Origin of the sequence: Bradyrhizobium sp. CIR48 (assembly GCF_014198315.1) — a bacterium.
Lineage (GTDB): Bacteria > Pseudomonadota > Alphaproteobacteria > Rhizobiales > Xanthobacteraceae > Bradyrhizobium.
Map to the genome: position 1 here is coordinate 427361 of NZ_JACIHG010000003.1, position 25098 is coordinate 452458.

General features: G+C 58.2%; 16 protein-coding genes and 3 pseudogenes. 6 read left to right on the forward strand and 13 right to left on the reverse strand.

Going from position 1 to position 25098, the window contains the following annotated elements:
* Positions 1-1896 precede the first annotated feature (1896 nt).
* Positions 1897-2109, forward strand: coding sequence for a hypothetical protein (locus GGD66_RS12105; protein ID WP_183257874.1), 213 nt, complete (start codon positions 1897-1899; stop codon positions 2107-2109).
* 68 nt (positions 2110-2177) lie between these two features.
* Here GGD66_RS12105 and GGD66_RS12110 read toward each other — a convergent pair whose 3' ends face one another.
* The gene (locus GGD66_RS12110; RefSeq protein ID WP_183257875.1) at positions 2178-2708 is read right to left on the reverse strand and encodes a hypothetical protein; all 531 of its coding nucleotides are present in this window, start codon (positions 2706-2708) and stop codon (positions 2178-2180) included.
* Entirely contained in the window at positions 2681-2902 is a 222-nt protein-coding gene (locus GGD66_RS12115) for a hypothetical protein (protein ID WP_183257876.1), read from the reverse strand. Before GGD66_RS12115 ends, GGD66_RS12110 begins: the two co-directional genes overlap by 28 nt.
* A gap of 349 nt (positions 2903-3251) precedes the next feature.
* Between GGD66_RS12115 and GGD66_RS12120 the strand changes: the two genes are divergently transcribed.
* Complete coding sequence (locus tag GGD66_RS12120; RefSeq protein WP_183257877.1) at positions 3252-3512, forward strand: hypothetical protein; 261 nt, start codon at positions 3252-3254, stop codon at positions 3510-3512.
* Between the two features lie 910 nt (positions 3513-4422).
* On the opposite strand, the pseudogene GGD66_RS12125 reads toward GGD66_RS12120, so the two are convergent.
* The 8 genes and pseudogenes from GGD66_RS12125 to GGD66_RS12160 form a co-directional block, all read right to left on the reverse strand.
* Positions 4423-5562: pseudogene (locus GGD66_RS12125) on the reverse strand (transposase); the annotation flags it as partial.
* Between the two features lie 149 nt (positions 5563-5711).
* A complete protein-coding gene (locus tag GGD66_RS12130; RefSeq protein WP_183257878.1) occupies positions 5712-6224 on the reverse strand; it encodes a copper chaperone PCu(A)C in 513 nt (170 codons plus the stop codon).
* A 458-nt stretch (positions 6225-6682) separates the two neighbouring features.
* Entirely contained in the window at positions 6683-8617 is a 1935-nt protein-coding gene (locus GGD66_RS12135) for a CopD family protein (protein WP_183257879.1), read from the reverse strand.
* Positions 8617-9621, reverse strand: coding sequence for a copper resistance protein CopC (locus tag GGD66_RS12140; protein ID WP_183257880.1), 1005 nt, complete (start codon positions 9619-9621; stop codon positions 8617-8619). The genes GGD66_RS12135 and GGD66_RS12140 overlap by 1 nt, the downstream gene beginning before the upstream one ends.
* Before the next feature lie 14 nt (positions 9622-9635).
* Positions 9636-10883 (reverse strand): bacterial ammonia monooxygenase, subunit AmoB, encoded by a 1248-nt coding sequence (gene amoB, locus GGD66_RS12145; RefSeq protein ID WP_183257881.1) that lies wholly within the window; start codon positions 10881-10883, stop codon positions 9636-9638.
* 25 nt (positions 10884-10908) lie between these two features.
* Complete coding sequence (locus GGD66_RS12150; protein WP_183257882.1) at positions 10909-11730, reverse strand: methane monooxygenase/ammonia monooxygenase subunit A; 822 nt, start codon at positions 11728-11730, stop codon at positions 10909-10911.
* A gap of 154 nt (positions 11731-11884) precedes the next feature.
* Complete coding sequence (gene amoC, locus GGD66_RS12155; protein WP_183257883.1) at positions 11885-12661, reverse strand: bacterial ammonia monooxygenase, subunit AmoC; 777 nt, start codon at positions 12659-12661, stop codon at positions 11885-11887.
* A gap of 1188 nt (positions 12662-13849) precedes the next feature.
* Positions 13850-14095, reverse strand: coding sequence for a hypothetical protein (locus GGD66_RS12160; protein ID WP_183257884.1), 246 nt, complete (start codon positions 14093-14095; stop codon positions 13850-13852).
* 187 nt (positions 14096-14282) lie between these two features.
* Here GGD66_RS12160 and GGD66_RS12165 point away from each other — a divergent pair, with 187 nt between their 5' ends.
* Positions 14283-14573 carry a S1/P1 nuclease gene (locus tag GGD66_RS12165; RefSeq protein WP_210321548.1) on the forward strand — a complete coding sequence of 97 codons (291 nt, stop codon included), beginning with the start codon at positions 14283-14285 and terminating at the stop codon, positions 14571-14573.
* A gap of 360 nt (positions 14574-14933) precedes the next feature.
* On the opposite strand, the pseudogene GGD66_RS12170 reads toward GGD66_RS12165, so the two are convergent.
* A pseudogene (locus tag GGD66_RS12170) lies at positions 14934-15050 on the reverse strand (type 2 isopentenyl-diphosphate Delta-isomerase); the annotation flags it as partial.
* Between the two features lie 178 nt (positions 15051-15228).
* Here GGD66_RS12170 and GGD66_RS12175 point away from each other — a divergent pair.
* Positions 15229-15449: pseudogene (locus tag GGD66_RS12175) on the forward strand (IS21 family transposase); the annotation flags it as partial.
* Between the two features lie 414 nt (positions 15450-15863).
* Complete coding sequence (locus GGD66_RS12180) at positions 15864-16433, forward strand: YopT-type cysteine protease domain-containing protein (RefSeq protein ID WP_246788849.1); 570 nt, start codon at positions 15864-15866, stop codon at positions 16431-16433.
* A 1307-nt stretch (positions 16434-17740) separates the two neighbouring features.
* Here GGD66_RS12180 and GGD66_RS12185 read toward each other — a convergent pair.
* Positions 17741-19864: a prolyl oligopeptidase family protein gene (locus tag GGD66_RS12185; RefSeq protein WP_183257886.1), complete on the reverse strand. Its 2124-nt coding sequence runs from the start codon at positions 19862-19864 to the stop codon at positions 17741-17743.
* Between the two features lie 591 nt (positions 19865-20455).
* Entirely contained in the window at positions 20456-20758 is a 303-nt protein-coding gene (locus GGD66_RS41415; RefSeq protein ID WP_246788850.1) for a hypothetical protein, read from the reverse strand.
* A 2005-nt stretch (positions 20759-22763) separates the two neighbouring features.
* Here GGD66_RS41415 and GGD66_RS12195 point away from each other — a divergent pair.
* On the forward strand, positions 22764-24110 hold the full coding sequence (locus GGD66_RS12195; RefSeq protein WP_183258067.1) for an MFS transporter: 1347 nt from the start codon (positions 22764-22766) through the stop codon (positions 24108-24110).
* The last annotated feature ends 988 nt before the right edge of the window (positions 24111-25098 follow it).

Consider the following 25098-nt stretch of genomic DNA (forward strand, 5'->3'; position numbering starts at 1 on the left):
CGGCGATGTTCATATTTTCGATCAGCGGGACAAGTTCAGGCCGGCATTCAATGATCAACTCGCCGCCAAGCACCTTCACACGCGCGAAATAGCGCGCTACCGGCGGCTACCGAAAAAGGAGCACGATCGAACGGAATTGCGAGCCGCTATGTAAACGCTGCTCCTGGCGGTCGAACTCAGCGGCGCCACGATGTTCGCCAGGATCCGTATCATGCGAGGGCTGAACCATGGGAAGCCGAAGCCAGTGACCGAGCCGAGGCCGGGGCGACGCCGGGCGTCCTAACCATTCATGGAAAGCGGGATGTGTGGACGCGCGCACCATTGGAAGAGGCAAAGCGCCGCTGATGCGCTCGAGATCGTGATGCGTTGAGCGGATAAGGAAATCGAGCGGTGGCCTAAAAATGCTCTGTCATCGCGATCCCTCCGCTCGCGACACGCCTTCGCGCGGCTGTCTGTTGAGGCTGTGCCATGACACCTGCCCTAGCCAATTTGAAACAAACAGTGAAAAAAGAGCGGGGGTATTCCCCAAAACTGACTTGATCGCTCCTTTCGCTGACATCTTCAGCGCATCTAATTGGTGAGTAAGCAGCCATGACTAGCAACTAGCCCTGCAAGCGGTTAGCGAAGCGCAACTTATATTGGAAGAATACCTTCAGCCCAGTCCCAAGGATAATGCGCCTATCCTCGATAAGTTGGTAGAGGTTCTCGAATGCCCGGCCTTGATAGTTGCTGTAAGTGGATTGCAGCAACACGGCAATTGAGCACGCTCATGAGCAAAGCCTGTCGCACGAGGTCTCCTAAGACTCACCTCGACACTAGGCAGCCTCGTCGTTGCATGTCAACGCACAGGTTGTATTGGTGCACACCGCACTCTTTGATACACGTAGGGCATTGACGACAAATCCTTGGTGTTGTGTCATCTGAGTGTGACCGAACAGGTGCGCGCCTCGTGGTACGACGTTGTTCGCGGTCAAGGGGTCAGCGAGAAGGACGCCGAAACGATCAGGGGCGCGCTCGTATAGCGGCGGCTTCCCGCCGCGAAAACCCTTAGGGAGACGAGACCGGACTCTATGAAATAGAGGTGCTCGACATTCCTTTTCGGCTCTTGCAGAACGTTCTTTCAGGACGATCGGTTAAAGGCACTTTGAAATGCTCAAGGCTCTTCTTGTGGTCTGCGGAAGTGGCCTGGTTATTTCGCTTATCGCGGCGGCCTATGGCCTCGACTTGAGCGCTGGCGTGTTTTGAAATAATTGTTTAACGGCTGCTGTGACGGGCGGGAAACGCGATGAGGCGTATAGGGCCCCATCCGATTCCTTGGTGTCGATCGTGCCCAATGGCAAAGCCTGGCATGTGTTGCGTTAGCGCAGGTACGACGAGCGCGTATCCACGTTGGCCGACCTTAAATTGACTTGCTTCGTTCGGTCGATGGCCAGTCCCTGCCTGTCTCCGTTGGACAAAACACAACTCTGTATTGTAGCGCGACAATTTGGATCGAGCGGCTAGCGCAATAGCTGCGGTCGAAGCGACTTTTCGCACAAAACATGCGAGGCATGCACGAAAATCGCTGACAACCAACGCGAAGAAACAGGTATCCGAGCATTAGGTTTGCGCGTTAGACGACGTTAGCGCAAGCTTGGAGTTCGCGGTGAGTCATCTACTCATCCCGACGCTCCCTTCGAGACATTCCTTTCTGACCCGGCCGCGCGGAATGTCCGCACGGACATACAAGGGCTTTTAGCGCACGCTGCTAGGCACCCGCGCCTGGAGTCCGCGGTCATGATCTGCGACCTCTCCAAGGCGATCTGTGCCTTCTCGGTCTCACAGATCCCAGCGATCTGACGCAATCACAATTCGATTATATCAACGAGGAGGCTGCGCAGAGCTATGGGAATCTTAGTGAGCTTCCCCGGTCATTACTTCAGCCGGGATTTTAGCTTCAAGGTCTGTGTGCGATGCGATGGTATCGCCGACGGTCTGACGACTCATTGCCCCGGTGTGGAGTTGCCGCCGCTCGTCGGCTGCAACGTCGCCGCTGGCCTGCTCGATTATGACGAACGCTGCGGCTGGCACTGGCGCATGCCATGGCATTCGCGGAGGCCGCTGGAATGAATTGGTTTCGGCACTCAATCTATGAAAAGTCATCGTCTGGCTGGATATCAACGAGCCTTTCGTGATCTTCATGCTCGATGAGCGCTACAAGCCAGTTTTCGGGCCGATGGTGTTGCACTCTTTAGGCTCGCCACGACAACCGGGTTGTCGCTGCGAAGGCCAGCAGACACCGCGTAGTCCATCAGACCTTTAAGCCGCTTCCGGAAGTTGCTCGCGGCGGATGGCGTATCGGCCATCTCGTCAATCAGCTTATTGATGTGTTTTGGCTGAAGGCCAGCAATCGGCCCTTCGCCGTGCTTATCAACAAAGCGGTCCAGCACGCCGCTATAGGTGTCGCGCGTGCTCACAGCCAAAGCCTTGAATTCAGTCGAGCCGTAATAGGGGCGCACCACCGCCGCTATGCTGCCGACCTTGACACGCCGCACCTCTGGCATCCGCTCGTAGCGCTCATTGCCGCACGATAGGCCGTCCAGAATTCCGGCGTGTACAAAGGCGCTGGCAAGGCGATTTGCGCCCTGCCCGGGGCGTCGCAGATAGACGCGGGGCTTGCCGTGGCTATCGACGTACTCGTTTACAAATTTAGGCTTTCGCTGCCGCATGCCTTGTCCCAATAGCCGTCGTTTTCGTTCGCGACTGAAACACCGTCGAACAAACGATCGAGGTCCTGGCGGCCCCACAGCACCACGCCGAGCATCTGCTTCGGCGCTGGGAATATTGCTGGCTTTGCGCTGGGCATCGAAATGCGTTGGACTGATGCCCAGACAGCGGGCACCAGCCGCACGGCGTAGGCCACGCGGCTGTACGCGATGGTTATCGTTTGCTGGATTGGGCGAGAGCGTGCCCCTGGAAAAGAAGCTCTGCTTTACCTCGTCGGCCGCAGCCGACGCACCGAGCGAATCAAACGCTCGATGGGATTATACTACATACCGCATGGACAGTGGGGGCGCGGTAATGTTGTGTTTCCAGTAAAATGAGTAGTTAGCACAATTGAGTAGTTCTCAAAATTTAAATCAATGACTTAACTAGAAACCAACCACGACCCTGGTTAGTTTAATGCCATCACCGCGCGGTATTGTGGCAAACATCGGTGATGAGAACGCGACACTGCGCTCCCGCCTTCCTCTGACGGAAAGGTGCAGCGCATGATCAAGCGTCGCAACCGAACCAAGCATACGAAAACATTTGAAGAGAGATTGGCCGAGGAGGCTGCGCGGTTCAGGGAGGCCGCAGCGCAATTGCCGCCCGGCACCCAGCGCGAGCTATATCTGAGACGAGCCCGCCAGGCCGATACCGCCGCTCACATCAATGAATGGCTGACATCGCCGGGCTTACAGCCACCGACTGCGCTGGAGAATATGCAGGAAGGAAGACCGGCAAGGCGAGATCGAGTCGCCTCGGATTAGAAACCCGTGTGCTAGTTGCCGCATTGAACGAAATGGCAGAGTCGTTCGGCCGCTCATTTACCGTCGTTCAAGTGACGGCGGACGACACAACAACGCAAATTTGGGTTGCGCTAGCCAAGCCAAGCCAGCCGCTGACATTGTTCTCGCTGCCGTTTCAGAAGGCTGGACCGCGGAAGTGTTGGATGTCGCATCGACAGCTGCGCAGCAGCGGATGTGCAGCTTAACCTACAGCCGGGGACGTTCACAAGCTGACGAAGTAGCGAGCCCGCCCGATCGCTGAGGCAGGCTGCTGCGCTCTTTCAGGCCAGGTCGCCCGATGGCCCGGGAGGAAGCGCGGTTGCGGCTCGTTGGTTATTTCTTGCTGGCTCGTCCGTCGAGCCGGCGGAGCGGCCCCGGCCTGAAAGAGGCCGCTAGTGAATTGAGCATCGAACGTAAAACCTCCGCCCCCCTACCGGCGATTGCAGACGGCGCGTAAGATGGTACGAAGCTCGAAGGCTGCCGAATCCACCAACCATTGAAGCGGCTCTAGAATGAAACACGACGATTTATTAGCTGGGTTACGAAAGCTGCTCGTCGCAGCTGGTTTAGCGACGCTTGGGTCATCCGTGCTGGTGATCCCAGTCTCCATCGCCCAATCATCGGCGAATTGCCGTGCCTATGCCGAGGATTACTCTCTTCGCTATTCGACGCCTGGGCAAGGTCGACTTTCAGAATCGGGGGACGTCGCGCCGGCGTTGGTACGTTGGCGGCCCATAGGTCCCGCGCCGTTCAGCGGTCTACGCTCTTTGACAGCGCGTATGCACGCTGCATGCGCGGCCGCTGGCCGTAAGGGAGCGGCCAAGCTCGCCGAGCTAGTCACCACCCTCTAGCTCTATTGCGGGGTACGGCCCACCTCAGTGACGGGGCGGGCCATTGCGATCGCGCGCGCCATGTCGCGAGCGCCCTCGTAGATCGAGCGCGCCACTTTCCGAGCCGGAGTGCTGGGGCAACACCTCTTTTTCAAAGAGCATGCTTGACAATCGTGCTTCCTTGCACGCTAAAGGATCGTCGCTTCATCGTTCACTGGCGTCCCTGTGGTGATGAGGGTTTTGCCATCGGGGGCAGCGATAGAGGTCCCCGACATGGTCATAGGTGAAGTCCTCGCGCGAGAAGGTCCCGTCGGTGCGTGCCGACTTGTCGAAGACGGTCACGTGCGGCTCGATCCCGTGTTCGTAGACCAGCCACCCTAGCATCGCGGCCGAGCCTTAGGCGCTGTCGCCGAGACGCCGGCTCGTATGAAGGTCGAATCGTTCGAGCGAGCGTTGGATCATGCGCTTGGCGGCCAACACTTCCGCCTGGCGGATTGCCGAGGTCGCTTCGACATCGACAATGATGGTGTTCTCGACGCGACCAAGTGGTTGGTCGAATACGCAAAGTAGGCTTGTCCGCCGTGCGCTCCCGTCCAGCGCGCCGCCGGATCGGAGGGCGACACGAACTTCGGAGTGACCTCTGTCGCAGCACCGAACGCGGCATCGTCAAGAACGGTAAGGTACTCATCGATTGCTCGGCCCGCGGCCTCCGGTTTTTGCCTTCGATGCCCTTCTGCCGATTAGCATCCGCCTTGATCAGGCTCGCGTCGACCGCGAACCTTCGCCACCGACCAGCCGCGCCCGGATGCAGTGGCGCAAGACAGTCTCGAACACGCGACGGAAGAAGATCGCTCCGACGGAAGCGGCCGTGCCGTTCTTCGAGAACGTCGAGTGATCGTTGACAGTCCGCTCCAGATCCAGCCGGCAAAACCAGCGGTACGCCAGATTGAGGTGGACTTCATCGCAGAGGCGCCGCTCCGATCGTATGCCGAAGCAATAGCCCACCAGGAGCATCCTGATCATCAGCTCGGGATCGATCGAAGGCCGCCGATGTTGCTGTAGAACGGCACCAACTCCCGGCGCAGGTCCTCAAGTTCTACGAACCTATCGATCGACCGGAGTAGGTGGTCGGCCGGGATGTGTCTTTCGAGCGAGAACTCATAGAACAACGCAGCCTGTTCGACTTGCCAACGCCCCATCATGACCTTCAGTCCTGCCAATTAGAGAGCATGGCTACTTGCTCGTGAATGTTTCTATATCTGGGGCGTTCCCAAATGCCCATCGCCCTCATGGTTCGATCTCCCACAACCTGCCTCAGACGGCGTCCGTGCTTCGCCTTCTCCTGGCACTTTTAGTGGTGAGTGTGATGATGGATTGGCGTATCATCCTCTTCAGCCAAGCCTGCCGGCTCGATCGTGAATTCGATTTCTATGGTGCCCGCCTTTTCGAATTCCAACGTCCCTTTGACCATCTCTCCTTCCTTTAGTGCGCCGTGAAGTCCTTCAAACAGAATCCGCGCGCCACCGGGTTGAAGACGAACGAAACCACCAGGTTCTATTTGAAAGCCTTGCTCATGGGTGGCGAACTTAGCTGGCCGTGCGCCTGCATCGGCTTCCTGCAAGATCCCCTTCTCGCCCGAAAGCGAGGCCCCGAGCAACCGATCTGGCCCTGTGCCCCTGTTCTGAATTTCGATCACATAAGCCGTCGTTGCGGTATTGGTCGTATCCTTTGCAGCCACCCAGGGATGCTGGATCAGTAGTGTTCCGACCTCCAACTCATGGCTGAAGGCGGTACTGCTAAAAAACGCCAGGACGGCAACACCGGCAATCGGCGACAGCAATGTCCTTGCACTCGCCTTCAACATCGTGGGTTTCCAAGGCATCATGGCCTCCTCTGTAATCCGCGTTTAGCGCTTACCACTTTATGTTCGCGGGAAAGGTGGTCAGCGAACGTTTCCCGCAATTGCCGCTTTTGGAGGCGGGCTCAACTGGTCTGGATCAAGATCATTCCGCTAAATACCGGCAGCGTTAGCCACGATCACTCGGGGGCTGATGCGGGACGGCCAGATGAGATGCTCTTTTTCTGCCACCGATCCCGCACCCGAGTGCCCCAGAAGAGCTACCGCCTGCTTGTCGACACAGAATCTGCTCGCTACTATGATCATGGCTCGTCCCGGCCTGCGATCTTACTGGCACTAGACCTGTCGCCGCGACAAATGATCGATTGAAACTCGCGGGGGGGGACTGCGCTCGGCGAGAGCATTGATCGCGAGTGCGATCAGCGGGAGCCAGACAGCAGTGAGGGCAAGCGCGGCCCGGACCGCTAATGGTCATGAACGCCTCTCTTGTTGATCTCCGGTTCAGCTTGGAGCTGCGTAATTGCGTCGACCAGTTGCGAATGCGATGCTAATCTCTCCGTCTCGTCCGAACGCCAGCGTGCGCGCACGAATCCGAATCTGTCGATAAGAAACTCGATTATCGCTGGGGGCGAATCGTTGTCATCGAAGCCGGGGTTCGCCATTGTGCGCCGATAGAGATTCCACGCAGCGGCAATGCGATGGTCTATGTCGAACACGATGCAGGGATTTCCTGACTCACTTGGAGATGGGAACTCCTCGGAGGGAGACGGCATCACCGCGACGATCATTCCGCCTGCTTGCTCGATGGCGCGCGCGTGTTGCGTCAACTGATCTAGGCGCTGCGTTCGGATGCCATCTCGGAAGATCAACACAAGTTTTGAGCGCCCATCGCTCCTATCTTTCAACTTCTCTCTCGGGTCAACGCCGCGGCACATCGGAAAGTCGATCGCGTGAAGCCACGGCTGCCCCGCCGATATTTCGGGACCAAGAACTCTTGCTTCATAGCCAAGCGATAGAGCCATCACGTACTCGACCACTCGCCACCTGTCTAACTCCGACAGACTTTCGGCAAAGCCCGGCATCGCCGAGGATGGGAAGCCATGGCTCACCCACCAGTACATGTCTCCCATCGTATGGTCTCTCGTGTGCGGAGCGGTGAGATCGGCGGCCGGCGGCTTCAAATCTTTTGCCAACGGGCCGTCTCCTCTACCCCTCAGGCCGTGGCAAGCTACGCAATTCGCAGCGAATACGTCCTGCCCCTGGGCAATCGCTTCCGCGTCATACGGCACTGGAACTTTTGAGTAGGTCGATGGATACGCGGGGACTGACAGCCCGGGCAGTGCGACAGCCCCTGCGACGCCAAGTCCAGCAACAGCCGCGACCGTCGCCCACCGCCATCTTCCCATACGGCCGAGCTCAAATGCGGCAATACTCCCAACTAACAGAGCAATGCAGCCGCCAATGGCCAGAACGTTACTTCCCGGTACGGTCCCCCAAGCGATGACTGGATCCAGACGGAACGAAAGCGGCCAGACAATCTCGACGTGCCTCGATGGAATGGCCTGAGACAGGCAGCCCGCAAGTAGCGTGACCAGAAATGCGAAGGTTAGCTCGATCTTCAAGACCATCGCGAGTGGCTGAGTTGCCCCTTCAGTCTTTAGCAACGGCAATAGCCTCTGTCTGATAAACGTCGCGCAGAACAGGACCGTGCCGATGCAGGCGAACTTTCCCGTCAGGAGCCAGCCATATTCGGTCGCCACCAAACCCGGCCAAGTCCCCACGTTTTCGATCGCTAGAGCTACTCCGGTTGCGACCAGGAGCAACATGACCGGCAGCGCGACCGTCGAAAAACCGCTTAGGAGCCTGGATTTACTTTCGGGCCTCTCCGCTGCGTGGCGAGCCATCGCGACAACGAGGGTTGACAGTCCTCCGAACCAGAGCGCCGCCGCTGCAACATGGATCATATTGATCGCGAGGTCTGCTATAGTGCCGCCAGCCGCCGAGTGGCTCGAGAACAATCCCACCAGCAGCGATAGTCCGCTGAAACTCGCGGCAAGACCTGGCTTGTGAAGAAGTTGCAAGCTCGCAACTCCGACTAGCACAAACCCAAGCGCCGCGACCTGAGCTCTCCCGAACCGCGTGTCCAAAATGATGAAGAGCACGTCGCTGGAGCTGACAGCTAAGACCGGCTTGCCTAGGACGGCGCCGATCCGAATCGTCAAATACAAGAGACCGAGGACGAGTCCTACGGACGCAGCGATGGAAGCTATCGTCGTGAAGCGCGACCGAGTGCCGCTTTCAAGACCCTCGCGCCACAGTGCCAAACCCCAGCAGAATCCGCCGAAAGCTGCCGTGGAGGCGAAAGCAGTCCCTCGCGCAAGTGAGAGGACCGTTTCCATCAAGGTTCTCGGTAGAGAAATTTAAACTTGCCTTCCGTGCGATGCCCATCAATCGAGACGACGCTCCAACTGACGGTATAGAGCCCAGCAGATAGATGAGGTAACGAAACATTCACGATTCGCGCGTTGCCGCTTAGCACGGGCTGCGAAAGCCCTGATACGGATTTATTATCGCGAGAAAGGGCGACATTGATGAGCCGCTGTTCGAGCGCTTCGGTGAAGTACAGGACCATCGGGTCGATCGGAGCTGAAATTTCGCTGCCATCTTGCGGCGTCGATCGAATGAGATGCGCATGAGCGAGCACCGCGCGTGGCATTACGATCAGCACGGCCATCAGGACGAGCACGAAGCTTTTCATCGAAGCAACTCGCCTTTGCCTGTGGTTCGCCGAGGATAGCTCCCGCCCGATCGAGTATCGCCGCCGTGCCCACAGAAACGTTCCCATGGCGCCTGACACTATGACCAGGCACCACGCCAGAAGACGTATCAGACTCCAGCCTCGCCCCACATCGAATGGAAAGTTTGCCACGCTTTGCCCACGACCCTCGATCGCCACCATGCCGACGTATCTGCCGGCTTTCTCGAAATTGACCTCGATCTTTATCGTTCCGTTCGGATACTTCCTTGGTGGAATGTAGAGGATGCTGGATGATGTGTCTGTCATTCCCATCCTTTGTACGCCGTCATCTCTAGCCAGGTTCACGCTTACCGGGATGTCTCGAAGGGACTCGTCGACGAAATCAAGAACGATGATCGTTCGCCCGACCTCCGGTATATCCTCACAAAATTCGGCTCTCGAGCTCTGCGGCTGATAGCCAGTAAAATGCATGAAATAGCTGTCCACTTTCAGCTTGCATTGGTCAGCCTCCATGGACACCGCTCCGTGCGCATGACCTTCGCGGACGGCGGCAAGAACAACGAAAGCGCCGAGCGCCATCACAATGACGGCCGGGAACGCCCCTCTTCCGCTCGCGGTCGTCTGCCACTGACCTCGTCGCGACATTCGCGCACCCAAGGTTACTTGAGTTCGGTGAATACGGGCACGATTGGTCCGCGCATCTCCGCTATGACGCGTTTCCCATTAGGAGTGTAGAGGAGCAACAACCCGCCGAACTTGGAGTCGACGTCGGTGAGGAAGCTGACAAGGCGCTCCAATTCCCACACGGCGTCCGTTGCCTCGACGAGCACCTCTCTCGTCTCACCAGGATTTATCGGTGTATCACTACTGAGCTCAAGCCCTGTGCGTGCGACGAGATCCCTTGGGTAGGTCGGATCTACATTGGCTACTGCCGCTGGGAGCCCCTGATTGAGGAAGCGGATGTTTGCGGTCGTAAGCTCGCCGATCGACAGAGGTTCTGACCCTTTGTTCGTTATCCTGGTCGCTAACCTCATCGAACGGCCCGGCACCTCATAGGTGGCCGATATGACCTTGACCTCTGCGTCAGCAGGGCTTGCCGGGCGCGGCGCGACCTTATTCAACCCGCTCTGGAGGGGAACATTATATGGATATTCCTGATTGGCTCGGACATAGCCGCCGAAGACCATGACGAGAACGATCGCCGCCACTATAATCCCGACCCCGGTGTCCCTCAACGAAACCAACAAATCCTCCCTGCCCTTTTGCAGCACAAGCCATCGAGGCAAAAACAGTGGACGAACCAACCAGAACAACAACCAAGCCGCAGCCACGGCCAGCCAAGCCACATGCCATCCGATCGCGTTAGTCAGCCCGAACGTCTGCAAGTCGTCGATCTGCAGTCCAGTCATAGTCTTGATCGGAAACGCGAACGAATGCGCATCACCCGAGATGTTTATCCACTGTCCCGGTCCCACCAGAGGGCCAGATCCCTTGATCGAGATCGAGGGATGGATGTGGCTGCTGCCCGGTGTACGCCCCTCAAGAACCATTCGAAAATCGTAGTCGCGGCCAAGTTCCAGCTTAGCGAAAGACTGCCTCGCTGGCTCACCGTTGAGGTATGTTTCCACCCTGGCAATTGTCGGTCCGGGCGATACGCTCGACACGAAAACAATATCCGGTGGAGTAACTGCGTCCGGCCAGTCCTCCATCAGCCTGAATTTTCCCGTTAGCTCGAACCGCTCGTTCACCTTCACGTCAGTTTTGGAAAAGTAGACATCGTAGAATTGTACCGTCCGGGTCCTCAAGTATGGCTCCTGAGCACGTTCGCCATGAGCGGCTGCGCTAGACACTCCGGCAGTGAAGGCAACAAGCCAACCGGCAGCGAGTTTTATAAGTTGCGCCAACATACCCGTGTTCCCTGTGCTTATTCGCTTAGGACGCTGGCCTGCTTTTTATACCCATGAAGGATTTGACGACATCGCCGTTCTTGAGGAACGTCGTCTGGGACGCAAAACGCCCAAGCTGCCACCAAAGTTGGTGCATGAATATGCAGATGAAGCCCGCGAACGCCGCCGACACCCAACTAACCGAGCTACCGAAAGTCCGGAGCGTACCGCGCTCGATGATACGCAGATACTCGGGCATGTTCGAACGCGGAAACGTGTAACCGATCATGTCGGCCAACGACGCGACCATTCCTTGGTGCTCGACTGGGAGATAGAACGGAGCCAAAGCGGAATAATTCGATGGCCAGAATACCAATCCGAACGCAAAGCCCGCGACGATGGATGTGAACAGGCTATTGCGAAGGACGATTAAGGCCATATCCATCAACAATGCGCCCGCGATCACCTGTGACGGCACGCCTTCCGTGAACGGGAAGCCTGTCCATATCCACCAATTCGCGTAACGTCCGAGCCACGTGGTGATCAGCAACACTGTCGCGCCCACCGTCGCGCCGATGGGCAAACGGAAGTTGACCCAGAAGATCGCCTGCAGAGCAGCAGGAAACATGATCATGGAGATGGGCGCGACAAGGGGCCAATATTGCCGGTCTTTCCAGTCGACATACATGTCCCAATCACCGACCGTGAGCATCACGTGCAGATGGAATGCTCCCGCAAAGAGGGGCACCACCGCCGCCACGACCAAGAAGTCGAATATGCGCGAGTATCTTGCTGCCTTGGGGGTTAGGCCGGAGACAGAAATGACCGTCTCACCCTTGGGGCCAGCTTTCCTTTTCGGAATCGCCACTGCATCTATGTCGGTAATTTGAGGTGACTCCTCTCCCTAGGGTTTACCTGCTCTTCCCGGACTTGGATGCTGTCCGGGAAAGGCTGTTGGCTTGTATTGTTGTCGCACGGCTTCCCGCACCGCGATTTTCCAAGGTGTAGCAGAGGTGCTTTCGTCACGTTCTCGCTGCATCCTGCTTGAATACAATCGGAACGAGTTCTCTAAATCGTCCGACGATCTGCATCAGGACGCCCGCCAGCGCGAGTGCGCACCATCCGAGAACCACGAAACCCCAATGCAGCGGGTGGGAGAAGATTTCTTCGGTGAGCCAGTAAGCGTGCCCCCATTCGTTGAAGCCGAGATTCGGCAAAATGAGGAAAGGCCCCACTACGGCGAAAACATGCATGAGCGAGATCCCCCTGCAAAAGGCCGGAATGCGGGTCATTGCGTAAACAAAGCTGCCTACGCCAAAGAAGAGATAGATTGGAATGGTCGCATAGAACAGAATGATGTGACTGGGAGTAAACGGCGTGTCTCTGAGGGTCGTCTGATGCCAGACTCCATCTCCATCGGCGAAGAAGCTGCCTGTCCAGAAGATGCAGAAGCTGTACACGACAAGCCACATGGTCAGATAAAAGTAACTGCGCAACTCGACCTCGGGCGTGATGGCCTCAATGTTCTTGTCACGCGTCAGGAAGAGATAGGTCCAGCAGAGCGCGCCCGCGCCATACAACACCGGCAATTCGATCTTGAAGAGCGTCATCCAGTATTCGCCAAATTCAGGTGAACTCGCATCGAGTCCCATGGAGAAACCAAAAGCCTGCTGATACAGCCGCGCGCAGATGTAGAGGATCGTCAGCCCAACGACCGCGAACGCGAACAATCCGTAGTTTATGCTAAAGGTCTTGGTGCCCGTGACATTCGGTGTGCGATTTAGCGCAGCGTCAGACATTATTCCCCCTCAGTTTTGTCCTAGTACCTCGATACTGAGATTTTGTTTGATCGGTTTTGGTCCAAGTCGGGTAGCTGCTCAGGAGGGGACCAGCACTTCGACGCTGCGCGGCGATCCGGGCCGACGCCTGATGAAGCTCACGCGTTCGGCGGCAACTCCATCTTGGTGGACGAAGTTGCCAAGCCGTCGCACCAATGTACCGACGTTGAAGCATTTTTCTGGATACGCTGGCCGACAATGAGTGCATATCCCAGTCGGCATCAGTGCGCTCTCCAGGAATATTCATCCTATCGTGCGGACCGGCGTCCAAAACAAAGGCCCGCCTGTCGTGGAACGTCCCTCGACCGTGGGGCCGGCCGCGTGAGCTGCATCGAAATAGGGACTGCTCTTATTGAGCACGTAAGCGGTGTTCCGAAAATGGCCGGCCGGTCGATCACCATTCGGGCGCGGACTCCGCTGTTGCATATCCATTCCATCTGCCAAGCTTCGCCCCGACCGCTTTAGAGAGCGTGAAAACAAGCGGACGACCTCGGACCGAACTGGAGGCTCTGCACAGCATCCACGGAGTTCGATCGGCCCCCTCGCTCAAGCCTACTTAACACCAGCTACGTGGCTTGGGCAGCTACCAAGTCAGGTAGTTCCAGAGCACACCAGAGTCTGTTCCATTCGCTTGGATGGTAGCGGTTGGATCCATCCTCGGTAGCTCCCTTGGCGGTCGGTGGTGTTCGGCCTTTCCTAGTTGCTCATCTGCCCTCATGACGAGATAATGCGCGGGAAGGAGTAGGTGTTCATGAGCTAGGGCCAACCCCACAATCAAAGTGGCTCACTGGGATGCACCGGCCAGTTATCGCGAATAGAAACCATTATTCGCCGTCCGATTGCCTATCATGGCGGAATTCGTTCGGGAACTCGTTCACCATCGTTGATGTGACGGCGGACGACTCAAAAGCTCAAGTTTGGATTGCGCCGGCCAAGCCAAGTCAGGCGCTGACATTGGTCCTCGCCGCAGTCTCGGAAGGATGGACTGCGGAAGTGTTGGACTCGTGCCCCGTTGAGCAGCAGCGAACGTTCGAAGAACTAAAGCTTGAAGCCTGCGACGTTTACAAAGTGGCTGAGTAGCGAGCGCGGCCTGGTTTCCGGAGGGCTACTCTGGATAGCAAGGGCTTTCCTCGCCAAGTTGTAGGTTGCCTAGGCAGGCTTACGCCGCTCGTTCTCAGCCCTATTCGCAGCCTTGAGCCGGCCTTCGATGTAGTCGGAAATGTCGCCGATCTCAGCCCGCAACTCGGCTTCCGAAATACCCTGCCCTTCGGCAGCCTCGACAAGGCGCCGGGTGAGTTCGGCCACGTCCTGCGACGCGCCAACCGTCCGATACTGCTCGACAGCGTGAACGCTGTTCTCGACCCAGAAATCGATAAACTCGCGAGCGTTGCTCACCGTGCCTCCCTTACGCCGACGGAAGGGCTATCGTTAGCGCCAGCGAGTAAATGGAGCAAGGCCGCATCAGTTAGCGGAGCCTTGCGTCCGACGCCATCGAAGGCGCTGGCCGTGGGACTGGGATACCATCTTTGGCGGTTACGCCTCGCCATATCGCGCGATCTTAGACGCGGACGACAAGGACGGATTGTCGGGCGTCGGCGTCAACCCAGCGCAGGCGCAGATCGTCGATCCCGCCGTCTGGGCTCAAGAGAGCGCCGATCTCGCAAAGCAGTTCGCGTTCGCGCCGCCGGTCAGTATGGGAAAGAACCCGCCCCTCCTGACGCGCGAGTACGAGACCGACGCCAAGAACGTGGCTCGAGCGCGGGCCGCCCTGGCGGGGGCCAAGCTGGCCAATTTGATCGAGACCGCTTTGAAGCAGGCATTTTTCGCCGGCAACCGGCAAGATGATGATTTGGAAGTTCACGCAATGAAATGATTTTTCGCGCAACATCGCTGGCAACCCTTCCCGCCTTCGCAGGGGTGCTCTCGTTCAATTGACGCCGACCACGGGGTGCCCGTCTTGTTCGACGCCAGGAAGATCACGGCCGTCGTCGCCCTGTCGACCAGCGAACTTCGCGTCGACGCCGAGACCCCGTCCGACGCCGATTGACAGCCAATCCGCCGGTGGCGGTTTGTCCGCACTCACAGGCGCCCAAATGATCATGAGGCGCTCGCGACCTCGGATGGAAGATGACGCCAGCCACGACATCAACCCATTCGCGCCGAAGCCGCCAACGATTATCCAAACCCATTAAGCGATTATGCCGCCATCGGCGATGGTTCCGTCGCCGACCGGCACGATGTCCAGATGGTCGTCCTTGCGCCGGCTCAGGGCGGCGTCGCTCATGCTCGCTTCATCCGTCGCATCGGGCTGCGGCGTTGCATCGGATCGGACCGAGGGCAGCGCGCGCACGCCGCTGCCTCCCGCGCGTTCAGGCCGGCGCACGCTGGCTCCCCCCGCAGCGTCGCTGCGGTAGCGCCTGGTCGAGGTCTGGTATTACTGCGCGCGGATGGCCGCCATGGCCTCGATCAACGGCCCCCACTGCGCGGGAAAGTGTTCTTCGCCATCACCCGGTGCAGCATGCGCGTATGAGGCGCTCGATCACCGGCTCTGTCACTTCCGGCTGGCGTTCTCCGGCTTCGAGCATGCCCATGTCGTGTTCGGCGGCGAAAGCTTCGTCGCTCTGGCCGAGGGCTTGCAGAACGCATGTGGGCGGTCGGCGGCGTGCCGCGAGGGCATCGCAGCGATAGCCTGTCAATGTCGTTCCGGAATCCGGCAGCCGACGCGCGGGAGGATCTGACGCAGCGCTACGCCGCGCCGCATCAGACATTGTCAGAAGTCCGACAAAGGAACGCTTTCTAGGCTGGACAACAGCTGCCCGTCAGCTCGCCATCAGCTTGTCTGGGTATCCTCGCAGCAGGGCCTAAGCAGCCCGAATTGATGCGTAGAGACTAGCGCAGCACAGAAAGGTGAATCGTCATGTATGATCGAATCAGTGGCTCATCCACATGCACTAGACAAACTGACGAACCGAGTCAGTCGGTGGATAGCGGCAGCTTTACGGAAACACTTGCAGGTCTCGCGCCTCAGTGGAGCTCACAACCGGGGGAGCTGCCTGACAAGATGGGGGCCTGCTGCAGCAAGCCACATACCTCGGATGCAAACGTTCAGACTTCTAGCGCCTCCGACCCCAGTACATCCTTTCCAGAGAGTCCGGCCACCTCCTTGTTTGAATACAGAACGGCCGACCTGCGTGATGCGAACGTGGACGGCATCTGCGTTGGGCTGACTGCGGAGTGGTTCCGCAATCTTAACAACAGCCCATCAACCCGAATGAGTGCGCTCACACCCGGATCGCAAACGCACGCCTCAGCGGCTGAACGGCAGCAGCAATATCAGAATCTCAAGGATCAGTTGCGGAGCAGGGGAGCAGGATCTTCTCAGGCCGACCTTCAGGCACAAAATACCATGTTAGAGGACGCAGGCTTGGAACCGGCTGGAGAAGAGAAGAGATTCGCATTCGGCAAGTCTTCGAACGTCAAGCGCATGGTGAACGAAATCAACGAAGATGGATCGAACCATTTGCTCAGCTTGTATTTCGCCGAAGGCGGCGCACACACAGTGGCGACGTCGGCCTCGAATGGAAGGACCACGGTTTTCGACCCTAACTATGGAGAATTTACTGTTCGATCAGATCCGGACCAGATGGCTTCATTGTTACAAAGCCTCGCCAATCGTTACAGGAATCCCAACGGGCAGCATTTATCGACAATCACGACGCAAAGGATGCAGTGAGTTGTGCCTTCAGGCCGGTGGTGATTGACGCCTTCTGTGAAGGCGCGGATGCGTCGGCCGGCGATCGCGGCGTCGGGGGCCAAATCTGCGGCGGATACCCGCGGGCCGGCTCGGGCGCCGACCGCGTGGCCGGTCGACAGTCTGAAGGTATGGATGGCCAGCGAAGTGGCTGCTTCCTTGTCAAGACGAATCAACAGCTTGCACCAGCCGCACCCGGCCGCCAGATCGGTCCGAAAAGCGCGACGCCGATGGGACGGTCCTCCGGTCGGGCTACGCCCTCCCTTCGGTCCGTCCCCATCGGCGCAGTCTTATCCTGATTGTCGCTAAGGTCTCACCTTGATCGCCGCCGCCCACGCACTGCCGTTGAAACTAGCCGAAAGGTGACTCGGCGCTGATCGATCTGGAGCAATAGCGCTATCCCTGCCACATCCCCTTAACCCCAAAGGGCTCTGTATCTGTGATAGCTTACCGCAACTGACAGGCCTTGCGCAGTCGGTCAATGGTACGTGTGGGCTATCAATACCCGCTCAATTTGCCACGGAAATTCCTGCAATCACTCAGACATGCTCTCAGGCTGTCAGCCGTCACGACTTCAGGATTACCCGGACGGTTCAGGCTGCTGAACAGTGAGACATTGTCGGTTGCGGACCATACCATCGTAGATACTCCGCCCCGTTAGAGGGCAGGTCTGCTGTGGCGTCAAATTGCGAATTCGGTGCTTTGCGCCCGCCCATACCTCCGCCTGCATATTGTACTGCCATGTTCGTCGCACTCCGCGTATCGGTCGATTGTCGGAGTGCATTTGTGGAACTCCCGTAAGCCTTCAACCGGGGAATCCTGCGGATTGACGAAAACGAATTAGATGATGATTGCAAACTTAAATTGTAGGCTGTGTGATGCGAGAGAAATACAGCATCGCACGACTGAGCGACATAACGCAGGTGAGCAATAGATGGAAAGCAGCGCGGATGCGACTTGGCGCCTATCGAGGGGACTTGATGAGAAAGGCGCTGTCCCTATCCGCTTCGGCACTGCCAATGAAGTTAGCCACGGGATCGAGAGGCTAACGCACCGGTTTGCCCTGACGGCTATTCACCCGAATTGCCTCGTGGCTATTAACGAGAAATCGGCCTTGAGTGACCTACCCGGACTGATAGGCGAGACTGAGGGCGTAGCTGATCGCTCGGATTCATCCCCAGGGACATACCATAGTCTGCGGAGAACGAGCAAAGACGAGCTTGCTGACGCCGCTGCCGGTAACGTCGTCCGCCAAGCGTCATCATTGAAGTAGATCTTAGTCCTCGACATCACTCATCAACAAGCCGCCGGAATGCATAAGTATATTCTAAAGCGATCCGGCGTGCCTGTTCAATGAGATTGGCGGCTGCGCTATGCCCCCCGTCGGTATTCTCATAGTAGAGGTACGGTTGGCCCAACGCAGCGAGCCTCGCCGCTGCCTTGCGGCCATGCGCTGGATGCACGCGGTCATCCTTGGTAGAGGTGAGAATGAAGGGGGCCGGGTAGGTCTTGCCTGGCACCAACCTCTGATAGGGCGAGTAGGCCTCGAGCCACTTGCGCTGTTCGGGAATGGTGGGATCGCCATACTCGCCGATCCAGGAGGCTCCGGCGCCCAGCTTGGTGAACCGAACCATGTCGAACAGCGGAACCTGTAAGATGGCCGCATTGAAGAGCTCGGGTCGTTGGGTGATTGCGGTCCCTACCAGGAGGCCTCCTTGGCTACCGCCGACTGCGCCCAGACTGCGGGGAGAAGTGATTTTGCGCCGGATCAAGTCCTCCGCGACGGCGATAAAATCATCCCATGTGCGCTGCTTCGTTGCTCCTTGGGCAGTCTGGTGCCATTGGGGCCCGAACTCACCGCCGCCGCGCAGGTTCGCGACAACATACGCGTTGCCCTGCTCGAGCCAGAGTCGTCCGGTGAGGCCCGCGTAAGAGGGGATGAGCGGAGTTTGAAACCCACCATAGCCATAGAGAAGCGTTGGAGTTGATCCGTCAAACCTTGCGCTCTTGGATCGTAGCAGAAAGTAAGGAATGCGGGTGCCATCGCGCGAGATTGCCTCGAACTGTTCGACGACAAGTCTTGAGGCGTCGAACCTAGGAGGTGACGCCCTCAGTGTCTCAAGGCGTTCGGTTGCAGCGTCGAAGTACCAGAGCATCGTCGGGCTAAGAAAGCTGGAGACGGTGAACATCGCCTCGTCCGTTTCATGCGATGCCGCAGCCAGACCGACACTCGCATTCTCTGGAAGCGGGATCGGCGTGGCCTGCCAGGCGCCCCGATGGTACTTGTAGACGAACGCCCTACTCTGAACATTGTCGAGAATCGTTAGGATTAACAAGTTTCTTGTGGCGGTGAATCCGCTGAGCGCTTGTCGAGGCCCAGGCTTGAAAACGAGCGTGGGTCTGGCGCGCAGCGGATCCTGCTTCCATTCGGCCAGGTCATACGAGATGATCGAGCCGGCTGAGAAGGGGGTGTCTCCGGACGGTGCCTTCCAGTCTTCGTTTAGGGTCACCAGCAGGCGACCACTCGCGATGCCCCCGATGGTCGCCTTCTTTGGCAGATTGAGCTTAATCGGCTTGGACCCAAAGAGAATATACTCATGCTCGAACGAACTGACGCTGCGGACGGCGCCGGTCGCATGGATCGTGCCTTCACTGTCGCGCAGCACGAATGGAGTGGCCCCGACATCGGTCGGCTCGCCACGGAAGACCTCGTGTGCTTCCGCAAGCGACTGAGCGCGCTTGAGCTCTTTCACAACGAAAGGGTAACCGGCTTGCGTCATGGTTCCTTCGCCCCAATCGCGTGCAATTAGGACTGTGTCGCTGTTTACCCAAGTGACCTGCTGTTTTCCCTCGGGAAGTTCGAAGCCGTTCGAGACGAAGGCTTTGGCGACTGCGTCGAACTCCCGGACGAACACAGCGTCCTTTCCGCCCTCTGAAAGGTGGAGCAAGCACAGGCGCTCTTGGGGCGGAAGGCAGCTCGCCCCTTCATAAATCCAGTTCTTTTTCTCCGCGTCCGCCAGAGCATCCACGTCGAGAATGGTCTCCCATCGTGGGCTTTGGGTTCGATAGCTTTCAAGCGTCGTACGCCGTAAGACGCCGCGCACCTGGTTCTCGTCCTGCCAGAAATTATCGAGACCGCGCCGTCCCAATGAGACGTACGGAATCCGGTCCTTGGCCTGAAGAACGTGGAGCGCTTCCCCGTAGAAGCGCTGGTAACGTGGATCAGATTGGAGCGCACTGAGTGTCTTGCCGTTCTCGGTGCGAGCCCAAGCCAATGCGCGCGGCCCTTCGATTTCCTCAAGCCAAAGAAAAGGATCCTCAGCCCCGCTCGCAGGCGCTAGCGCCTGGGACAGTCCCGCGGCCATCAAACAGCTCATGGATAGCGACGCTGCGAGAAAAAGCGAATTCTTCATGGGAGTTGTCCTGAGTTAGCCAGCCGGACTTCGGCGCCTTGCTAGGTGAGTGGAAGCATTCGGAAGATGCATACTCGGCTTCAAAGAGCGGGCATGCGGGAACTGCGTCCTGGCTTTCGATGTAGCAAGCAGCGTGCCGCTCGAAAATTGGAGGTTCTCCAGTCGTTTCCAACCCATGTAAGTGTGGACTTTTGGACGTCCGTCTCAAACCTGACAATCGGTTCTTAGTAAGGGCGGCATGTTGCGCAGCGACCGCCTTGTTCATCGTCGCAGTACGTAATTCCTCGACGGTCGCTTGCGCCACCGTTCGGCCACTCACAACTCGGCTATGGGCAGCATCATCCGTCGACAGTTTCGACTTTAGGTGTGAAGTGCGAGCAAAAGTTCGATCTTCGCGGCCTGCTGATCGCGTTGGCTCGCACCATCAGTGCCCCGCGTAGGCCGCCGGTACTCGATGTGATTTGCGGCCTGTTGGCTGGGAGAGACGTGAGGCGATTGGCGTTGAGCAACGCCTTTGTCCGCTAGCCAAACGCGTAGCCTGCGGCAGGTTCGCGGCCGAACCCGTATGGAAGGCGCTCGACGCCACGATTCCTAAATTCCGCAGCGGGATCTCTCCTGAGCAACCGTGACCGCGGCGAGCCCCAACATCACGTCGCGGGTGAATCCGAAATGGAGACGATAGAGCCACCAGATTGCGCAGCACCGGTCGAGATCGTACATGGCGAGCGCGCGCCTTATTGCTACGACCATCCGCGCAATCGGCTTCATTCCTCGTATCATCTGGAAACCTCGACGACTCGGGGCTAGCGTTCTCCCTCTCGTGTTTTGATAGGCGATGGTTCGCTGTGCGCGTGCATCCGCAATGGACTGGTAGCTAAGCTTGATGTTCGTCATGCGCTCTTTTCCGCGTTTCGAAGCTGGCTGCACACGCCTATGTGCGTGCGATCTACCGTGACCCTACGGTGGAGGTGCTGCTTGAAAAACGCCCAGATCTGGTAGGGCCAATTGACAGGACTCCCATCCGATAGATACGCTCGCGCAATCCCACTGCTGGTTTGGCGGCCAAGCCCCGTCTGAGCGCGCTGGCAAGTCTCCGCCTCGCTGAACAACACCTCGGACAGTTCGGCCCGCCGCAGCACACCATCGTGCAGCGCTTGTTGCGATCGATCAGACGCAAAGCAGCCGAGACGGTCATCCCGCGCACGTCTAAAGGTGCGACGCTGGCCGCGTGCAATGGGCATTCCGCGACGTACTCCAGTCCTCCGATCCTGCGTGCTATGGTGCAACCAAGAGGCTGGCTTTCGAGAAGCTGACAAAGGTCGAACAAGGGAGACAAACCGGCGGCCGCATCTGCCACGTCTGATGCGACCAACTTCGAGCCAAATCTCGTTCCGCCTGACCTCCCAGTCGGCGCGCAGGTCTGCGTCGTGCATCGCATTCACCTGGCGGTAAAGCTGATTAGGAGGTCCAGGCGATGCGGACCGCGGCCAGATCCAGCCTTGCACCGAACGTATGCATTTCGATCTCTGCTCGCGACCAGTCGTTCTGGCTTACACTTCGAGCCTATGCACTGGCCGCTAACCGTAGCCGCGCCAGCGCGAAAACAGACGAGAGCGCGACCTACGTGAGGGCCCGGCAACCGCGGAGCGAACTGCTCACCTGATTGGATGAAGAACGAAATCGCTCAGACGCAAAGCAGCCGAGCCGATCATCCCGCGTCCTACTAAAGGTGCGGCGGTGCCGGTGATCCCGGGACTGCGGCTGCCACTGCTTGTAATGGGCCTCCGCGACGTACCCAGTGCCTCCGATCCTGCGCGCCATGATGCAACCTCGACTGACAGCCGGAGCTACATCGGTCAAACGGAATGTTACATCCTCATGTGAGGCAATACGAACGGCCAACTTTGTCCCGGCTGCTATTGACGCTCAGCGTCATGCAAATGGCGCTCGTGTTAGGGCGCGCTTAGAGGAAGCGGACATTTCAGCGGCGACTTCGACACTGCACTGCACGAATTACGACGATCTTCCTCATTCAGGACACGAGTGAATTCTCCTTCCAACGGTCCGTTGGCGAAGAAACGTAGGCCGCATTCGTGCTCGCCCGTCCGGGCACACGAACGGTAGCTCCTACGTGTGGCGTCACTCATTTGCGTTAACAGCTCCCCAAGTGGTTGACCAAGATGTACGACTCTGAAATTTTGGCAGCGCTCACCGAACGACTTGAGATAGGCATCGTCGGCCTCCGGGCCGAATACGCCGCGCCTTGTCCCCGTCCCGGGGACGCCCTCGCGCCGGAGATAGCCGAGATGCACGGCGAGCGGCGCGGAACGCAGGGATGACGGACAGTCTGGTCTTGATCGTCGCCAGATGCGATCGGCCCCTGAGCAGACGGGTCGCGCGCTCGCTGGCTACCCGTCCGTGGCCGTAGGTGGAGCACCTATAAAAGGTGAGCTTGCACGCGCGCGAGAAACCGCCGCAGGCGCGCTGAGCGGCGGCGAGCGCCTTGGCGATGAAGGGCCTAGGCCATTGGCAGCTTAGGGAGCGGACGCAACCTGGCCGAGGCGGAATGGCTCGAGTCGTCGTCAGTCGTGTGCGACGCCCGTCAATTTTGTCGCACACTCGCCACAGCAGCGCAAAAGTCTGCAGCCACCTGACGAATGCGGCAGGTTCGCATATTTGTCTTTGCCGGCCAGGCCAGCGATCAGATCAAGGGCAAATGGTGGGGAGAGGCAGGCATTTTTATTGCAGACGTTACGGTGAGCTTCGTCGTGATGCGCTTCAGCCTACATGTTGCCTGGCGCACTGGCCGTGAGGGACGGGAGCGGGCAGTGCAATGCAACAATGCGACCTGCCTGGCCAAAATTTTGGGTCAGGGATCGCGCTTCAGATTAGGTCGATGATGTCGAGGAAATCTACTCAGGAGAGGCTGGAGCCGGTCCGCCATCCCGCAGAGGAACGCTTGACGAGCCGCGCCGTGTTGGGCGCAACCATCGGCAATATTATCGAATTCTACGACTTCGGGACCTACAGCTTTTTCGCGATACAGATCGGCCAAGCGTTCTTCCCGGCAACAGACTCGTTCGCTAGCCTCATGCTGTCACTCGCAACCTTCGGCGCAGGTTTTGTGACCAGACCGATCGGGGCCATCGTACTCGGCTCGTATTCGGATCGGGCCGGCCGACGGCCCGCGATGACCGCCAGCTTTACCATGATGAGTGCCGCGGTCCTATTGTTAGCTATCACGCCATCGTATGAGACGATAGGACTTGCCGCTCCGTCACTGGTCGTCTTCGCACGCTTGCTGCAAGGCTTTGCTCTCGGAGGTGAAGTGGGTCCGACGACCGCCTACTTGATGGAAGCGGCCTCCGCTGACGCGCGCGGTCTTGCTGTCTCCTTTCAGCCCGCGAGCCAGCAGATAGCTGCGACGGCCGGAGCGTTGGTTGGAGAAATACTCTCGCTCACCATGACAAGCGAAGCGCTAAATGCGTACGGATGGCGGATCGCGCTGTTGCTCGGCGCCGCTACGTTGCCGTTTGGACTTTTGTTGCGGAGCGTCTTACCCGAAACGTTGCACCGGCCCGAGGCGCACGTTCTGGTCACCCAGCCAGGAGGCCAATCGCGTGCCAATCGCCGCATCATGAGCTTGGGATTTGTCATCTTGGCCAGCTGCACGATCACGACTTATGTTACGGGATATATGACCACCTACGCGATGAACACCCTCCACGTTTCCGCGCCGCTCGCCTTTGGTACCACGCTCATCAGCAATGTGGTCGGAATTGCTGCAGCACTGCTGGGCGGCCTGCTCGCCGACCGCGCAGGTCGTCGTCGCATCATGATATGGCCGCAGGTCACTGCATTGCTGATGACCTATCCGGTATTCTTGTGGATTGCAGAGAGCCGCAGTGCCTTCGCACTTCTAGGAGGTCTCGGCGCCCTCACCCTGATCGGAACGATTCCGTATAGCGCCTTCTACGTGAGCATGGCCGAAGGTTTGCCCAGGAACATTCGTGGTGGCGCCTTCGCGACGATTTACGCTTTTGCGATAGCGATTTTCGGAGGCACAGCGCAACCGATCGTCACCTGGCTAATCCACCTTACCGGCAGCGCACTTGTGCCCGCCTGGTACATGCTTTTCGCTAGCGCGGCCGGGCTCTTTGCCATGCTCATGATGCCGGAGACGGCGCCACTGAATTTGACGCCCGACCATAAACGAAACTTCCTAACGCCACGACGGCTACCCTAGGCATAACCGGGAAAAATGGACATCATGACATCCGAAATGCGAACCATCGAACCGAAGGGGCGTTATGGGCGTGGCGTGGAAGCAATAGAAATTCGACCAGTTTGAGATCGAGCTGTGGCTCGCATCGGAACACAACGTCGCGATCTAAAACGACTTTTCCCGTTTACCCAACCTACGCCGATGCGGCGGCCGCGCACGGCGGTAGTCACAGACTGGCTGAAAGTGAGCAATCGCTTTGATCATCTTAAGAGAATTGAGATGGCGCCGCGTGCACCATCTCTGCCAGTTTAACCGTACGCCATGAGGACGCGGCCGCTGTTGGAGCAAGCGGCGGCACGAGGCTCAATCCTCGTTCTCTGCTTGACTTGTTTTCGGTCCTCAGTGTCGCACGCACGAGGGATCGGTCAAACAAAAGAACAGGTCGCAGATACCATCCAACGGGTCGTCCGCGCACTGAGGATATGATGTATCGGCTACCTCCACCCGGCCGGCAACCGGTTGCGCGGCAACTTTTGCAGCAAAAGGAGGCACCGCCGCAGTTGCAAGCGCGAGGGCGCTCGCCGTCACTAACACAGACTTTTTCATCCGAGAAATCGCTTCCCTAGGTTGGCCCCAACCGTCCTCGGGTCTATATGACGACGCTGTAAGCGGTAAAATTGATTTTCTTGATCAGATCTATCTAGGGAATGGATAAGTCCGGACATAACCGTACGGCTCAATGTTAGCCCGCTCGGAAACCTGCAATCAGCTTCATGATCGAACGCTGGACGAGCCGCGGAGTGGTCGATGCATGTCTGGGAGCACTCGAGTACAGCGGTTTCTGGAATCCGGCTTGTATCGTCGAGCAAGGCGACAGTCGGTTTGGATGGTCCCGCACATGCGCTTCCGGAACGCGCCTGCGTCACACTTGGGCGCGCGATTTCATCAGCGAGTACGAAGACTGCGAAGATCGCTTACCCATCGTCTTGTTCGCCTGGACTGCAGAGAC

What these genes read in the sequence shown, in the direction of transcription:
- GGD66_RS12110 (WP_183257875.1), bottom strand. Translation starts at nt 2,708, where the DNA reads ATGCGGCAGCGAAAGCCTAAATTTGTAAACGAGTACGTCGATAGCCAC.
- GGD66_RS12120 (WP_183257877.1), top strand. Translation starts at nt 3,252, where the DNA reads ATGATCAAGCGTCGCAACCGAACCAAGCATACGAAAACATTTGAAGAG.
- GGD66_RS12130 (WP_183257878.1), bottom strand. Translation starts at nt 6,224, where the DNA reads ATGTTGAAGGCGAGTGCAAGGACATTGCTGTCGCCGATTGCCGGTGTT.
- GGD66_RS12135 (WP_183257879.1), bottom strand. Translation starts at nt 8,617, where the DNA reads ATGGAAACGGTCCTCTCACTTGCGCGAGGGACTGCTTTCGCCTCCACG.
- GGD66_RS12140 (WP_183257880.1), bottom strand. Translation starts at nt 9,621, where the DNA reads ATGTCGCGACGAGGTCAGTGGCAGACGACCGCGAGCGGAAGAGGGGCG.
- amoB (WP_183257881.1), bottom strand. Translation starts at nt 10,883, where the DNA reads ATGTTGGCGCAACTTATAAAACTCGCTGCCGGTTGGCTTGTTGCCTTC.
- amoC (WP_183257883.1), bottom strand. Translation starts at nt 12,661, where the DNA reads ATGTCTGACGCTGCGCTAAATCGCACACCGAATGTCACGGGCACCAAG.
- GGD66_RS12185 (WP_183257886.1), bottom strand. Translation starts at nt 19,864, where the DNA reads ATGAAGAATTCGCTTTTTCTCGCAGCGTCGCTATCCATGAGCTGTTTG.
- GGD66_RS41415 (WP_246788850.1), bottom strand. Translation starts at nt 20,758, where the DNA reads ATGACGAACATCAAGCTTAGCTACCAGTCCATTGCGGATGCACGCGCA.
- GGD66_RS12195 (WP_183258067.1), top strand. Translation starts at nt 22,764, where the DNA reads ATGTCGAGGAAATCTACTCAGGAGAGGCTGGAGCCGGTCCGCCATCCC.